This window comes from Arthrobacter sp. P1_D4, from assembly GCF_056406115.1.
Genome location: NZ_JBFUAU010000016.1, coordinates 112,573 through 127,576 on the forward strand (window position 1 = coordinate 112,573; position 15,004 = coordinate 127,576).

At 68.1% G+C, this 15,004-nt stretch carries 12 protein-coding genes; 7 read left to right on the plus strand and 5 right to left on the minus strand.

Translation table 11 applies throughout. The features are described from left to right. Positions 1 to 79: 79 nt before the first annotated feature. From AC1D0A_RS16030 to AC1D0A_RS16040, 3 genes are all read right to left on the minus strand, one after another. Positions 80 to 1,639 carry an ABC transporter substrate-binding protein gene (locus AC1D0A_RS16030; protein ID WP_476946279.1) on the minus strand — a complete coding sequence of 520 codons (1,560 nt, stop codon included), beginning with the start codon at positions 1,637 to 1,639 and terminating at the stop codon, positions 80 to 82. 171 nt (positions 1,640 to 1,810) lie between these two features. Continuing rightward, on the minus strand, positions 1,811 to 3,877 hold the full coding sequence (gene murJ, locus AC1D0A_RS16035; RefSeq protein WP_243178146.1) for a murein biosynthesis integral membrane protein MurJ: 2,067 nt from the start codon (positions 3,875 to 3,877) through the stop codon (positions 1,811 to 1,813). 62 nt (positions 3,878 to 3,939) lie between these two features. Then, entirely contained in the window at positions 3,940 to 4,488 is a 549-nt protein-coding gene (locus tag AC1D0A_RS16040) for an NUDIX hydrolase (protein WP_243178145.1), read from the minus strand. Positions 4,489 to 4,659: 171 nt separating this feature from the next. Here AC1D0A_RS16040 and AC1D0A_RS16045 point away from each other — a divergent pair, with 171 nt between their 5' ends. The 5 genes from AC1D0A_RS16045 (at position 4,660) to AC1D0A_RS16065 (ending at position 10,808) form a co-directional block, all read left to right on the plus strand. Next, positions 4,660 to 6,138, plus strand: coding sequence for a CCA tRNA nucleotidyltransferase (locus tag AC1D0A_RS16045; protein WP_476942788.1), 1,479 nt, complete (start codon positions 4,660 to 4,662; stop codon positions 6,136 to 6,138). Next, positions 6,139 to 6,723 (plus strand): histidine phosphatase family protein, encoded by a 585-nt coding sequence (locus AC1D0A_RS16050; protein ID WP_028277661.1) that lies wholly within the window; start codon positions 6,139 to 6,141, stop codon positions 6,721 to 6,723. A 753-nt stretch (positions 6,724 to 7,476) separates the two neighbouring features. Then, positions 7,477 to 7,611, plus strand: coding sequence for a hypothetical protein (locus AC1D0A_RS16055; RefSeq protein ID WP_476946280.1), 135 nt, complete (start codon positions 7,477 to 7,479; stop codon positions 7,609 to 7,611). 273 nt (positions 7,612 to 7,884) lie between these two features. Further along, complete coding sequence (locus AC1D0A_RS16060) at positions 7,885 to 9,363, plus strand: glycosyltransferase family 87 protein (RefSeq protein ID WP_476946281.1); 1,479 nt, start codon at positions 7,885 to 7,887, stop codon at positions 9,361 to 9,363. Beyond that, positions 9,360 to 10,808 carry a phytoene desaturase family protein gene (locus AC1D0A_RS16065; RefSeq protein WP_476946282.1) on the plus strand — a complete coding sequence of 483 codons (1,449 nt, stop codon included), beginning with the start codon at positions 9,360 to 9,362 and terminating at the stop codon, positions 10,806 to 10,808. Before AC1D0A_RS16060 ends, AC1D0A_RS16065 begins: the two co-directional genes overlap by 4 nt. A gap of 3 nt (positions 10,809 to 10,811) precedes the next feature. Here AC1D0A_RS16065 and AC1D0A_RS16070 read toward each other — a convergent pair whose 3' ends face one another. Together AC1D0A_RS16070 and AC1D0A_RS16075 are read right to left on the minus strand one after the other, a co-directional pair. After that, on the minus strand, positions 10,812 to 11,540 hold the full coding sequence (locus AC1D0A_RS16070; RefSeq protein ID WP_243178141.1) for an ABC transporter ATP-binding protein: 729 nt from the start codon (positions 11,538 to 11,540) through the stop codon (positions 10,812 to 10,814). Between the two features lie 43 nt (positions 11,541 to 11,583). Beyond that, positions 11,584 to 12,678, minus strand: a complete 1,095-nt coding sequence (locus tag AC1D0A_RS16075) for an FtsX-like permease family protein (protein ID WP_476946283.1) — start codon at positions 12,676 to 12,678, stop codon at positions 11,584 to 11,586. A gap of 196 nt (positions 12,679 to 12,874) precedes the next feature. Between AC1D0A_RS16075 and AC1D0A_RS16080 the strand changes: the two genes are divergently transcribed. Together AC1D0A_RS16080 and AC1D0A_RS16085 are read left to right on the plus strand one after the other, a co-directional pair. Continuing rightward, entirely contained in the window at positions 12,875 to 14,284 is a 1,410-nt protein-coding gene (locus AC1D0A_RS16080) for a sensor histidine kinase (RefSeq protein WP_476942791.1), read from the plus strand. Continuing rightward, positions 14,281 to 14,937 (plus strand): response regulator, encoded by a 657-nt coding sequence (locus tag AC1D0A_RS16085; protein WP_243178139.1) that lies wholly within the window; start codon positions 14,281 to 14,283, stop codon positions 14,935 to 14,937. The genes AC1D0A_RS16080 and AC1D0A_RS16085 overlap by 4 nt, the downstream gene beginning before the upstream one ends. Positions 14,938 to 15,004: the final 67 nt, after the last annotated feature.

The window sequence follows — 15,004 nt, forward strand, 5'->3', positions numbered from 1 at the left end:
AGCGCAGCCGCGGCCTTACAGCGCAGCTGCAGAGCCCTACGCCGCAGCCTTACAGCGCAACGGCGGCCGCGCAGGGCCGCTACTGGACTTTGATTTCGGCCAGGCGCAGGCCGTACCCATAGCGGGTCTTGGGTGCGGCCAGCTTCGGAAGCTTCTTGATGGACACGATCACGTACTGCGCCGTGACGGGTTCAGACAGCGGCATGGTCAGGTCCGGTGACGTAAAGCTGTTGCTGCCAATCTGCTTTGCACCGTCCAGGGTCGGCTTGTCATTGGTGAAGACGCTGATGTTGCCCCCGGAGGCCCCCAACTGGCTCAGAGTGACTGAGGAGACCTTGGAAGGGTCCTTCAGCTTGACCACGAGCGGAACTTCGGAGGCGAGTCCGCCCCAGTCGTCCGTCGCGAATTCCATGTCTGACCAGAAGCTCGCGCCGTTCCCGTCAAAGGTCTTGACGAGGTCGGAGTCGTAATTTCCGGCGAAATCGAAGTTGCCGAGTCGCGTCACGTCTTCGATGACGGGCGGTCCGGCCGCCGGCGCCTCGGTGGCGGTCGACGACGGCTGCGCGGTGGACGGTTCCGGTGCGCTGGAGGAGGCGGAGGTTGCGGCGTTGGTCTGCGGGCTGCTCTTGAAGAGGCTGCCAAGGTTGGTGACCGCGAAGATCAGGCCCACCACCAGCACGGCAGCCAGGAGCCCGCCCACCAGCCAGCGCATGGAACGCGGCTCCCGGTTGGGCTCGTCCTCGTCTTCGTACTCGTACTCGTCTTCATCCTGGTCGACGGCGGCACGGGCGGAGGCGGGGAAGTTGCCCGGAGCCCGATCCGCGGAGTCGAAGCCGGCAGCAGCCACTCCGGCAGCCGTGGCTGCGCCGCCGTGGTGCTCTCCGCCGTGCTGATCGTCACCGGTGTAGTCGTCGTCGGACCACAAGGAAACTTTTGGTGCCGAGGCGGTTGCCGGCTGCTGCGCTGCCGGTTCGGCCTGGCGGGGCGCGCCGCCGTTCTGGACGGGCTGCGGCGCCGTTGAATGCGCGGCCGTCTCCTGCGGTGCGGTTGTGGGGGCTTTGGGTGCCCTGGCGGCCGCCCCGGCTGCTGCCGCGACGCCTGCCGAGGCAGCAGGAGCGGCCGCGGGCCGCGACGGTAATCCCGCGGGGGGCGCCGCCGGGGAAACCGGCGGCTGTGCGTTTGCGCCCTGGGCCTGGCCATAGTTGATGTACCCGGCGTCGACTTCCTCGTCGTCGTAAAGCCCGTCGTAGGTTTCGGGTTCGTGGGAGCGGGCCTGCCCAAAGATCTCGCTGCCCAGCGTGTCCGTGAAGAAGGGTTCGACGTACGGCGGGTTGGAAGAGACTACAAGATCCAGCAGATCCGCCGCCGAGGTGTGGTTGGTGATCAGGTACGTGGTGGCATCGCTGACGCCAAGATCGAGGATCTGCACGTTGCCGGGGCGTTCGCCCGTGGCCACTTCACGGGCGCTCTGGGCCACCTGATCGGCGTTGCCCGGGCCTGCGACGAGGATGCTCACGGGGCGGTTGAGCACCTGGTCCACACCGTCCAGCACCAGATCCTGGTCATGTGAGGTCAGTACGGTGGCAGTGACCTTGTAGCGGCCACCGAGTACTGATCCGACATCGATCGGGTGGGACACGGGCTCCTCCTAGACTGTCCGGGACCTGCCGACGTGGTCACTCCGAGAGCGACCGTGTGCCCTCCGGTAAGCCGGTTGACCGCTGGTCCGCAACTTCCCTTGTTAGTCTTCGATCCTAGCCGATGCTCTGTCCAGGCCGCGTGAGCACGGCAGTTCGAAACGGAGCCGGGATCATTTTTTCTTTTTCCCGCCAAACGGGAAGTAGGGGTTGTGGCCGGCCGGGCCCTGGTAGGTGCGGCGGCCCGGCAAGGGAACATCGCCCTTGCCCAAGCCGCCCTGCGCGGTGCTGGGGAGGTCTTCTGCCGGCAGGTAACCGCCCTCCGGGCCCGCGGGACGGCCGTAAGGGAACGAGTCCTCTTCCCGGATGTCGGGACCGGCACGGAACGACTCGGCGTCGAACTCGCCGGAAATTCGCGGAATCAGGCCCGTATCCACCGAGACGGTGGCCCGCTCCGGTGCCCTCCGGACCTCCGCCGCGCCGCCTGCCTGCGGCCCCGTGCCGGGCCCTGCGGCGGCCCTGCGCCGGAGCCGCCCAAGGAGCGGCGCCAGGAGGTCCTGCAGCTCGGTGACCCGGAAGAGCTTCAGCAGCAGGAAATAGGCGGCCAGCATGACGGGACCGACGACGACGATTGTCACCAGGGCGGCGATCCGGTCGCTCCAGGCGTAGCCGTCCGGGTTGTAGCTGCCCAGCAGCCACAACGCCACAGCTCCGGCGAGGGCGGAACCCAGGGCCGCATACCCCATGCGGATGTAGGAGCTGGCGATGCGGGGCCCGTCGAGGTGGCCCAGGAGCCGGCGCAGGAAGGTCGCGCTGACTATCACGGAGAGGATATTGCCGGCCGTGTAGAGGATCGCGATGGCGAAAATGATCTGATCGAACGGCAGGAACTGGATCGCGAACGCGGCCGCCAGGTTGACCAGCGCCAGGACCAACTGGATGAAGAACGGCGTCCGGGCGTCCTCATTGGCGTAGAACACCCGCGACATCATGAAGTTGGCGCTCATGAACGGGGTGCTGAGGGCCAGGATCGTGAGGGTTTGGGCCAGCATGACGCCGTCCTGGCGCTGCCCGCCCGAGAAGAACATGCCCAGCGGTCCGGCCAGCGCAAAGAGCGCCAGCGCGCCGAAAACGGTTGCCACGGCCATGGTCCGCAGCCCGTGGGAGAGCGCGTTTCGCAGGGCGGCCCGGTCTCCGTCCTGGGACGCCCGGGTCATCCGGTTGAACAGCACGGTGGCCAGGGACAGGGCAATGATGGAGTGCGGCAGCAGGTACAGCTGGCTGGCCACCTCCAGCACCGCGTTGCCCGGAATGTTGCCGGCCGCGGCGGTGTCCCCCGCCTGCTGAAGGCGGAGCCGTTCCGCGCCCGGGATCGTCGCGATGCGCATGACGTAAAGGAAGGCGAACTGCCCGACGGCGGCCGTCGCCAGGGTCCAGACGCTCAGCTTCGCGGCATGGCCCAGACCGACCCCGCGCCAGCCGAAGCGCGGCCGCAGCCCGAGCCGGAGCCTGAACACGGGGATGAGCAGCACGGCGGTCTGGGTGGCGACGCCTATTGTGGAGAACCCGGCGACGAGGATGGTCTGGAACGGGCCCCAGTTGTCGATCGTGTGCGGGTTGGTGGCGTTGGCCCCCATGATGCCGATGAACATGCCCAGCCCGGCGATCGCCACGACGTTGTTGATGATTGGCGCCCACATCGCGGGTCCAAAGGCCCCATGGGCGTTGAGGACCTGGGTCAGCAGGGCGTACAGGCCGTAGAAGAAGATCTGCGGAAGGCACCAGAACGCGAACGACACCGCGAGGGCCTTCTGCTGCGGCGAGTAGCCCTGGGTGGTCAGCTGAATGACTGACGGCGCCAGCAGCGTGACCAGCAGCGTGAGAACGAGCAGCACCAGCACCGCCAGCGTCAGCAGCCGGCTGATGTAGTCCGCTCCCTTGTCCGGCGCCTTGCTGGCTTTGATGATCTGCGGCACCAGAACAGCATTGAACACCCCGCCGGCCACCAGCAGGAAGATCAGGTTGGGAAGGTTGTTGGCGTTGATGAAAGTGTCGTTAACCGTCGAGCCCAGGCCCAGGGCGGCGGCCAGCATCCAGGTCTTGGCGAAGCCCAGGAAACGCGAAACGAGGGTTCCGGCGGCCATGACGGCGCTGGAACGGGCTTCTCCGGATTGGGCAGCTTTGGAATCGGCGGGGCCGGAGGGTACGGGGGCGGGTTTGGCTGATGACATCGTCTTCATCGTCTCACCCGCGCGGGGCATTAGTCGCTATCCGTGGACGTGACCGGCCGCACCGGCGGTCTTCAGCGGTCTTCCGGCAGGACTTCTTTGGCCAGATCCGCGATGCGGCGTTCGTTGGGGAAGGACAGCTTGCGCGCCAGCTCCTGGATCGGAACCCACGCGACGTCCACGGCTTCCTTGTCCGGATCGTTTTCGATGGTGAGTTCCCCGCCGGTGGCCCGCAACAGGTAGTGGTGCACGGTCTTGTGGACGCGGTGCCCGCTCACGGTGAACCAGTAGTCGATGCTTCCCAGCGGTGCCAGGATCTTGCCTTCGATCCCGGTTTCCTCGGCGATCTCGCGGACCGCGGCTTCCTCGTTGCTTTCCTTGCCTTCCGGGTGGCCCTTCGGCAGGCACCACTCGAGACGTCCGCCGCGGTTCAGGCGCGCGATGATCGCTACCCGCAGGTCGGCATCGGACATGTCCACCACGACGCCGCCGGCGGAGATTTCCTCCACAGTGGGCAGGGAGGCCTGGCCCGTGTGCTGGACAGGCGCGACGTTGGCACCTATTGCCGACGGCAAAGGTGCGTTTGTCCTCCTGCCGGGAGCGCTCGGTACGGGATGGGCCATGAGGTCCACTCTAACGACTCTTGCCCGCTGTTGATGACCTAAACATGGCCGGAAAGTAGACGGCCGGGAAAGTCGGCCCTGAGCGGTTCGTGCGCAATCGTGACGAACCCGCCGGATCCTTGTGGGTTCCGGTGTGGTGCTGGCGCGGTTTTCTGACAAGCTTAAGTAACTATGGCGCACGCACATCACAAGACTGACTCCCACACCGTTTCTTTCCAGGTGGATCCGGTGGTTCTGGAGCTCGGGCAGCGCTTCGTCGACGCCGGCCACGAGCTGTCCCTCGTGGGCGGGCCCGTCCGTGACCTTTTTCTTGGCCGGGTCTCGCCCGACCTGGACTTCACCACTGACGCCACTCCGGACCAGACGGTTGCCCTGATCAAGAAATGGGCGGACAACTACTGGGAGATCGGGCGCGCCTTCGGCACCATCGGGATGCGCAAGGGCGACTTCCAGATCGAAATCACCACCTACCGGGCCGACGCCTACGATCCGGAGTCCCGCAAGCCGATAGTGGCCTTCGGAACATCCCTGACGGATGACCTGCTGCGGCGGGACTTCACGATCAACGCCATGGCCCTGCGGCTGCCCATGCTGGAGCTCGTCGATCCTTTCGGCGGCGTCCGCGACCTGCACGCCTCGATCCTCAACACGCCCGGGCCGCCGGAAACGTCCTTCTCCGACGACCCCCTGCGCATGATGCGCGCCGCGAGGTTCGCGGCCCAACTGGGGGTGTCGCTGCACGCCGACGTCCGCGAGGCCATGGTCCGGATGGCGGAACGGATCAGCATCATCTCGGCCGAACGCGTGCGCGATGAACTGATCAAGCTCATCTGCGCCGCGCAGCCGCGGGCCGGCGTGGACCTGCTGGTCGATACCGGGCTCGCGGACCTGGTCCTGCCGGAAGTCTCGGCCCTGCGCCTGGAAGCCGATGAACACCACCGCCACAAGGACGTCTACCAGCACTCGCTGCAGGTCCTGGAACAGGCAGCAGCGCTGGAGTCGAAGGCGGACGGCCCGGTTCCCGGCCCGGACTTTGTGTTGCGGTTCGCTGCCCTCATGCACGACGTCGGCAAGCCGGCCACGCGCCGCTTTGAACCGGGCGGCGCAGTGAGCTTCCGCCACCACGACATGGTGGGCGCCAAGCTGACCGCCAAGCGCATGAAGGCGCTGCGCTTCGACAACGACACCATCAAGGCCGTGGCCAGGCTGGTGGAGCTGCACATGCGCTTCTACGGCTACGGTGAGGCCGGCTGGAGCGATTCCGCGGTCCGCCGCTACATCACCGACGCCGGTCCCCTCCTGGAGCGCCTGCACCGGCTCACCCGCTCCGACGTCACCACCCGGAACCAGCGCAAGGCGGACCGGCTGTCCTTCGCCTACGACGACCTCGAGGACAGGATTGCGGCGCTGCGGGAGCAGGAGTCCCTCGACGCCGTCCGCCCGGACCTGGACGGCGGCCAGATTATGGCGCTGCTTGGCCTCAAGCCCGGTCCCGTGGTGGGCCGCGCCTACAAATTCCTGTTGGAAGAACGCATGGAGCACGGCCCGCTCGATCCCGCCGTCGCCGAATCCCGCCTGCGGGACTGGTGGGCGGCACAGCCCGAGGCGGCGCCCGCCGGCGCCGAACTTTCCACCACTGAGGAGTCCTAAGTGATCGCACCATCCAACGGCCCCCGCCCCCAACTGTGGATCCTGCGGCACGGTGAAACAGAGTGGTCTAAGAGCGGGCAGTACACCGGTCTCACGGACATGCCCCTCACGGTGGAAGGCGAGCAGCAGGCCGTGGAGGCGCGCAGGGTGCTCGAGACCGTCGACTTCGACCTCGTGCTGACCTCACCCCTGCGCCGCGCCCGCCGGACCGCCGAACTCGCCGGCTACCCCGACGCCCAGTTGGAGCCGCTGGCGGTGGAATGGGACTACGGCGACTATGAGGGCATCAGCTCGGACCTCATCCGCAAGGACAACCCCGAATACCTGATCTGGACGCACGGCGTGCCCAATGGTGAAGCGCTCGACGACGTCGCCGCCCGCGCGGACAAGATCGTGGCCCGGGTGCTCGAATCGGGCCTGGACAATGTGCTGATCGTCGCGCACGGGCATTTCTCCCGCATCCTGACCGCCCGGTGGCTCGGGTTGGACCCCCGCGAGGGCCGGCATTTCGTATTGGGGACCGCCAAAGTCTGCACACTGGGATGGGATAAGAAGACACCGGCAATCGTGCGCTGGGGACTCTAAAACCGGTTTTTAAAACAAAGTCAAAGAAAGTTTATGAATTCGGTAGGCAACGGCCGTATTCGTAGTGTATTTTTATTTCTGACCCCAAGGCGACTTGCCGGGGTCACGGCGCGCGTCGCCCGGCCAGTCAGCCGGAGCCACGGCAGAACAGAAAAGGAGGTTGGGAAAATGATGATTACTTTGACTAGCGGATGGATGTACTCCACCACCGCCAACCCGGCCTCGTTCGCTGAGCCGCGCCCAAATGTCGGACTGACTGTTTCCTGACCGCGTTCCCGTCCCAGGCAATGCAGCTTGGGGCCCGTGGCAGTTGGCCTTCCTCAACGGAAAGCCCAATGACGGCAGCCTGATCAGGCGGAACCACGCGGTTGCGCAGCCTCCCCATAGTTCGGAACCCAGCTTCTTGTTGGGGTTTCGGCGCTACCGCGTCCAGGGGCCATTCTCCATCGAATAACTTTTTCCTATCCGGAATTCCGGCCTAAATAAGGCCGGGGATTTCCGGGCTAATTGCCACGCCCGGAACCGGCTATTCGAATTCCTTGCATCCAGGGCTCTATTTGTCGCGCCCAAAATGCGGCCGCCCGTTTCATCCGCCCATTCCTGCTGCCTCCAGGTCGCCCATTGAGCCCAGGCGGCGCAATCCCCCACCAACGAAAGGTCCCTGTGACTACCGCAACCACCGCTCCAGCCCACCGCACAGCCCTGCCCGCCACCCGGGCACGCCGATCGAGTCCCCGAGGGGAGGTAAGAACCATGATGAACAAGCTCTATACGGTCCTGTTCCGAAAGCTGGCCCGCAGGGAGTCGACACGCTTCAACGGCCAACTCCTGGACCAAAGGCGGGACGACACGTTCCTCGCCATGCATCAGTCCGGCCTGATTCGCTGACGCCCCGATCTGCTGACGGCCGGACACTTCCGCCACCGGCGCATGGACTAATCCCGTGCAGGGGCGACGCCCCTTACCGGCAGGACTGTCCGCAGCGAAGGAGGACCTGATGACTGACATTGGAACCGATCCCAGGGAGCCCGTGCGTCGCCGCACGGGCTCCCCCTTTTTAAGCGTCCCTTCATGGCCCGCCGTTGTGGCGGCCTCCGATACGACGTGCCAGCGAAGACCGCGGCGCGGCATGGGTCAATGTCCCCCGGTAAGCTCAAGGTCATGCAGGAGACAAAGCCGCCGGAGCGCAAACGGGTCCGATTGGTCATCCCGAGCCGCAGCGACCCTTTTCTCCGAAACTTCACGGAACTGGTAGGCGGTCCCTTGGGCCACCGCTCGGCGCCCGGGATCGTTTCGCCGGGATTCTTCACGGTGGAACGTGTTCTGGTGATCCTCACTGTCCTCGCCGCCCTGGCCGGGATCTTGCTCAAGAACTTCTGCCGCACCAACGGCTGGGAAACACCCGGGCAGTTCTACGCCACGTGCTACTCGGACTTTCCGGAGCTGTTCCGCAACCGCGGCCTCGGCGATGGCGCCTTCCCCTTCATTACCCCGGGAAGCCTCTTCGAGTACCCCGTGCTGATGGGGTTGATCGCGGGTGCCACCGCACTTCTGGTGCCCGGCGCCGGCGCCGACGATCCCCGCGTCCTTGGCTACTTCGACGTCAACGCCACCCTGATCGCCGCCGTCTGGATCATCACCGTGCTGGCCACGGCACGGACGAACCGCCGGCGGTCCTGGGACTCGGCGATGGTTGCCCTCGCCCCCGGCATTGTCCTGGCGGGCGTCATTAACTGGGACATGTGGGCCGTGTGCATGCTGGCTCTTGGCATGTACTTCTTTGCGCGGAACAAGCTCGTCCTCGCCGGGATCTTCATCGGTCTGGGCACGGCCACCAAGCTCTACCCGCTGTTGATCCTCGGCGCCGTCCTGCTGCTGGCGCTCCGGAGCGGGCGTATCCGGGCGCTGCTGATCACGGCCGGTGCCGCAACCGCGGCCTGGCTGGCGGTCAACGTCCCGGTAGCCGCGGCAAATCCGGAAGGCTGGAAGTACTTCTACCAGTTCACGCAGGAGCGGCCGGCGGGCTACAGCTCACCCTGGTTCGCCTACAACCTGGTGGCCGCCCGGCTGGGCTGGAATCCGCTTGAGGCCGCGGCCATCAACTCCCTGGCACTGGACCTGTTTCTCCTGGCCTGCATCCTGATTGCGGTCCTTGCACTGACGGCACCCCGCCGGCCGAGGATCGCGCAGCTGGCGTTCCTGATCGTGGCCGCGTTCATCCTGACCAACAAGGTGTACTCCCCCCAGTTCGTGTTGTGGCTGATCCCCCTGATCGCCCTCGCCCGGCCCCGCTGGCGTGACTTCGTCATCTGGCAAGCCATCGAAGCGCTGCACTGGGGCGCCATCTGGATGTACCTGGGGCAGGCAACCAGCGGCGGCTCGACCCAGCACAACATCGACATGCCCTACTACGTCCTGGCCGTGGTTGCCCACATGCTCGCCACCGCATACCTGATGGCCCGTGTCGCCTGGGACATCTGGGATCCGTCCTGCGACGTGATCCGCCGCCACCGCATCGATGATCCGCATGGCGGCCCCTTCGACGGTGCCCCGGACTGGCTGCGGATTGATCTGCGCCGGCCCGCGGCGTCCCTGGTGCCGTGGCGGAAGAGTGCCGTGGCGGAAAGCCACAGCGCATGACTGACGTCGCCGTCGTCGGTTCCGGCCCCAACGGGCTGGCCGCGGCGGTGACCATGGCGCGGGCCGGACTCAAAGTCCACGTGTTTGAGGCGGCCGCCACACCCGGCGGCGGACTGCGCACCGCCGAACTGATGGAACCGGGCCACTTCCACGACGTCTGTTCGGCCGTGCACCCCATGGTTCTGGCCTCACCCTTTTTCCGCCGGTTCGAGCTGTCCAGGCGCGTGCCCCTGGAGGTGCCCGAGCTCTCGTACGGATCCCCGCTCGACGGCGGCCGCGCGGCGCTGGCCTACCGTTCCCTGGACCGCACCGTTGCGGAACTCGGGCGGGACGGCGCCGCCTACCGCCAGCTCATGGAGCCCCTCGTGCGGCGGGTGGAGGGCGTCGCGGACCTCACCCTGAACCAGCTGCTGCGGATTCCGGCAGATCCCCTGGCCGCCGCCGCGTTCGGCCTCCGGGCGCTCGAACAAGGCTCGACGCTGTGGAATGTGAGGTTCAGCCAGGACCTGGCTCCCGCACTGCTGAGCGGCGTCGCCGCGCATACCGTGGCGCCGCTGCCCTCGATCACCGCCGCCGGCGCCGGGCTGATGCTGGGCGCCCTGGGCCATGCCGGCGGCTGGCCGGTTCCGCGCGGCGGATCGGCCGCGATTGCCCAGGCGCTGACCGCTGACATCGAGGCCCATGGCGGGGTGGTCGAGACCGGCAGGCGGATCACATCGCTCGCGGAGCTGCCGCCGGCCCGGGCCACGCTGCTGGATGTGGCGCCCCCCGCGCTGCTACACCTGGCGGAGGGCCGGCTCCCGTCGCGCTATAGGAGCGCCCTGGCGTCCTTCCGCTTCGGGAACGCTTCCTGCAAGGTCGATTTCATCCTCTCCGGCCCGGTGCCGTGGGCGGCGGAAAGCCTCGCCGATGCCGGGACGGTGCACGTGGGCGGCACCAGGGCGGAAACCGCCGAAGCGGAGCGCCTGGTCGCCTCGGGACGGCATCCGGACCGGCCCTACGTGCTGGTATCCCAGCCCTCGCGTTTTGATGCCGGCCGCGCGCCGGCCGGCCGGCACATCCTGTGGACCTATTGCCACGTTCCGGCCGGTTCCACCGCGGACATGAGCGATGCGGTCATGGCGCAACTGGAGCGCTTCGCGCCCGGGTTCCGGGATGTGGTGGTGCAGTTCAAGGTGACCACGGCCGCAGGGCTGGCGGCGTACGACGAGAACTTCGTCGGTGGGGACTTCGGCGCAGGCCGCATGGACCTTTGGGGCATGTTGCGGCGGCCGGTGCTGAGCCCGGTGCCCTGGCGGACGCCGCTGCCAGGGCTGTACTTGTGCTCGTCGTCGACCCCGCCCGGTCCCGGCGTCACCGGCATGCCCGGCTTCCACGCCGCCCGGCATGCCCTCAAGGACATGTTCGGTCTCGGCGTCCCGGACCTCGGATACCTGGTCCCCTAGCCCCTAGCCCTGCCGCGGCGCCGCAGCGGCCGCCGTCGCCACCCTGGCGGACAGCCGTCCGTCGCGCATGCTCGCGACGGCGTCGGTGAGCGGCACGAAATCGGTGTCGTGGGTGACCATGACCGTTGCCACGCTGAATTCGTCGGTGACCTGCCGCAGCAGCCGGATGATCGCTTCGCTGCGCTGGTGGTCAAGGGCGGCCGTCGGCTCGTCCACCAGCAGCACGGCAGGGTTGCCCATGAGTGCCCGGGCAATGTTGACGCGCTGGCGCTGTCCGCCGGAGAGTTGGTGCGGCCGTTTCGCCAGGGCATGCCCGAGGCCGACAAGGTCCATCAGAGCCGCGGCGCGTTCCCCGGCCGCCCGCGCTGTCCCGCCGCGCAGGCGCTGGGTGATCACGAGCTGCTCCACCGCGGTGAGGGAGGGCAGGAGGTTGGGCTGCTGGAAGATGATGCCGATCTTGTCCCGCCGCAGTGCGGTGCGGCCGGAGTCGGGCAATCCGCCGGCGTCCTCGCCGTCGACCACCACCAGGCCGGCGGTGGGCCGGACCAGGGTGGCGGCGACGGCCAGCAGGGACGACTTGCCGGACCCCGAGGGGCCGATCAGGGACACGAATTCGCCTGCGTGCACCTTGAGGCTCACGGAGTCCAGGGCCTTGAGGGTGCCGTCTCCGTCCGGGTACTCCAGGGTGACGTTGACGAGGTTCAGGGCGGTGTTGTTCAGGGTTGAGTTCATGAGATATGCCTTTCTAGGAATATATGGGGCGGGCCGGGGCTGCTCAGTTGCCGCCGAGGGCGATGAGCGGATCGACGCGGGCGACGCTGCGGACCGCGAGGGCTGCGCCGGCCAGGCCCAGGAGCACGATTCCGGCGATGGGCAGCAGCGTTGTCCAGGGCGTGAGGAGGAACGGTGCCGCCTGCGACGCGAGGACTCCGCCGGCCACACCGGCCAGCCCCCCGGCCACCGCGCCGGCCAGCAGGACCAGGGCCGCCTGCGCCATGGCGTCCCGGAGGATGTAGCGGGCGGACCCGCCCAGTGCCTTCAGAACGGCGATGTCCCGGGTGCGCTGGACCGTCCAGACCGTCAGGAAGGCAACAATCACGAGGGCTGAGATGCCGTAGAGGAAGGCCTGCATGAGCAGCAGCGAGCCGTTCTCGCTCTTGTAGGAGCCGAGGGCCTGGAAGGACCCGTCGATCGTGGTGCTGACGGTTCCCGCGGCGGTGTTGGCGGCACCGAGATCCACCCCTGTTCCGGCGGTGGAGTCGAATGTCACGGCCAGCACCGTCGCGGCGTCCGCGTCTTGGATATGGGCCAGCTTCTGCCAGTCGGCCAGCGTGGTCCACACGACGCCGGTGTGGGAATACCACTGCTCCGGCACGACGGCCGTCACAACGAGGTCGGCGCCGCCCACCGAGGCGTGGCTGCCGATGCTGAGCTGCAGGTCCTCCGCCAGTCCGGCTCCGACGGCGATGGTTCCCTCTGTCAGCGGGGCAGGAGCAAGGCCTGCGCCGGGCTCGGTGCCGAAGACCGCAACGCTTGCCGTGCGTGCCGGCACGGCGCCGAGTGCCTGGAAGCGGCTCTGGCTGATCCCGACGGCGTCGGCTCGGGCGACGCCGTCGCGCGCCGACCACAGGCTCTGTTGGGCGCGCGTGACTTCGGATTCGGTAAACGAGGCCTTGGGTGCGCTCCCGGCCGGGGCGCCGAAGACCAGCTGGTCGGCCGGGAGGGCGGCGAGGGCCGACGTCGACTGGTTTCCGAGTCCGGCCGTCAGCCCGGAAAGCATGACGAGCAGGAGGGTGATGAGGGCGACGACCGCGCCCATCAGGGCGAACCGTCCCTTGGCAAAGCGGATATCGCGGATGGCGAGATACATGGTGTCCTTCTTGGTGTCGTTTGAGGCGCTTGTGGCGTTGCTTCCAGCCTTCCCTCCGCCGGGCTCCAGGGCATCGGCCGCCCGGTTGGACCGCCGCCACCGGTCGGACGGCCCTGCGATCAACCAAAAGGTTGATTCCGCCGGGGGCGGGCCGTTTTCCGCAGGAGCCCCGCCGCACCGGCACTACGCTGGAAGCATGGAGGGCGACGCCGGCAACACGGTCCACAACGGCACAGGACCCAGGGGCGCACCGCACGCCGGCGCCGGGCATGCCGGCGCACCGCACGCGCCGGAGCCCACCGGGGCGGCCGTCATTCTGCGCGTCCTTCGCGTGAGCCTGCACGTCGGCTTTGCGGTGCTGCTCCTGGTGGCGCTGCTCCGGCTCCTGGCCGGCGGCATCACTGGGCAGGAGTGGATCACCCTGTTGCTGGCCGTGCTGCTCGCCGCCTTCTACCTCGTGGGCACCGTGCTGGAGAAACGGCACGCCGCCCGCCGGACCCGGTTCGATCCGCGGCCCTACTCGGCCTGGTGGCTGGGCGGCGTCTGCCTCCTCTGGCTGCTGCTGGTCTGGGCCAGTGCCGACTTCGTCTGGCTGGCCTTCCCGCTGTTCTTCCTGCAGTTGCACGTGCTCCGGCGCCGGCTGGCGCTGCCGGCGATCGCATTGAGTACCGGGTTTGTTATTGCGGCGCTCTGGTTCCACAACGGCGGTAGCGCGTCTCCCGATCTGGCCACTGCGGATCCGGCCAGCGTGGGGCTGCAGCTGCCCATGGTGCTCGGGCCCGTTTTCGGCGCAGCCTTCGCTGTGGTCACCGGACTGGCCTACCGGGCGCTGTTCCTGGAGGCGGAAAACCAGCGGCTGGCGGCCGAAGAGCTGCGCCGCACCCGTGCCGAACTCGCCCGGACCCAGCACAATGCCGGCACCCTGGCCGAGCGCACCCGGCTGGCCCGGGAAATCCATGACACTCTCGCCCAAGGCCTGTCCAGCATCGTGCTGATGGGGCGCGCGGCCGAGAAGGCCCTGGACGACGGCGAACCCGCCGTGGCACGGGACAGGCTGCGGATTGTCCGGGACACGGCCGCCGCCAACCTGGCAGAGGCCCGCAACTTCGTCCGGGCCCTGCAGTCCCCCGATCTCGAGGACGGCTCCCTCGTGGCCGGACTTCTCCGGCTGTGCGAAAAGACCGAAGCGGAGACCGCGGCGCGGGGTGCCGGGCTGCGGTGCCGCCTCGACGTCGAAGGTGTGCCGGTGGAACTCCCCGGCGCCCACCAGACGGTCCTGCTCCGGGCCGCGCAGGCGAGCCTGGCCAACGTGCGGGCGCATGCGCAGGCGGGCACCGCCGTCGTCACCCTTTCCTTCCTGGGCCCGGAGGTGGCCATGGACATCTACGACGACGGCGCCGGATTCGACCCCTCGGCCTTGCCGGCCCGTCCGGACGGGTCCGGCTATGGGCTGACGTCGTTGCGGGACCGCGTGGCCGCCCTCCACGGGCAGCTGGACATCGAGTCTGCCCCGGGTGAGGGAACCGTGGTGGCCATCCGGCTGCCACTGGGCCAAGCGCCCGGTTCCAACGCCGCGCCGGCGCCGGTCCGCGGGGACCGGAAATGAACAACATCCGGGTGTTCCTGGTGGACGACCACCCGGTGGTCCGGGCCGGTCTGCGGGCAATGCTGGGTGATCTGGAGGGCATCACGGTGGTGGCCGAGGCCGCCGACGGCGGCGCCGCGCTGGCCGGACTGGCCAGGCTCCACACCCTGGGTGAGCCCGCGGACGTGGTGCTCATGGACCTGCAGATGGGCGCGGGCATGGACGGCGTCACGGCCACCGGCCGGATCAAGGCAGGAGAGGCCGGCGAGCCGCCGCCGCCGGTGCTCATCCTGACCACCTATGACTCCGACGCCGACATCCTGGCCGCCGTCGAGGCCGGCGCCAGCGGCTACATGCTCAAGGATGCCCCGCCCGAGCAGATCCGCCAGGCGGTGCTCTCTGCCGCGGCCGGCGGCACCGCGCTGGCCCCCGAGGTCGCGGCCCGGCTGATGGGCCGGATCAGGAATCCGGAGCCTGCCCTGTCCGCCCGCGAGGTCCAGTTGCTCGGATTGCTGGCCACCGGGATGGGAAACCGGGCGATCGCGAAGCAGCTGTTCATTTCCGAGGCCACGGTCAAGACGCACCTGGTGCACATCTACGGCAAACTCGGCGTGGACAACCGCACCGCCGCGATCGCCGTGGCAGCGCAGCGCAGGATCATCCGGCGGCCCTAGGCGTTCCCGGCACCCGAAGTGAAGCCGGGGGCGGGTGACGGTGCTAAGTGACGGTGTTATGTGACAA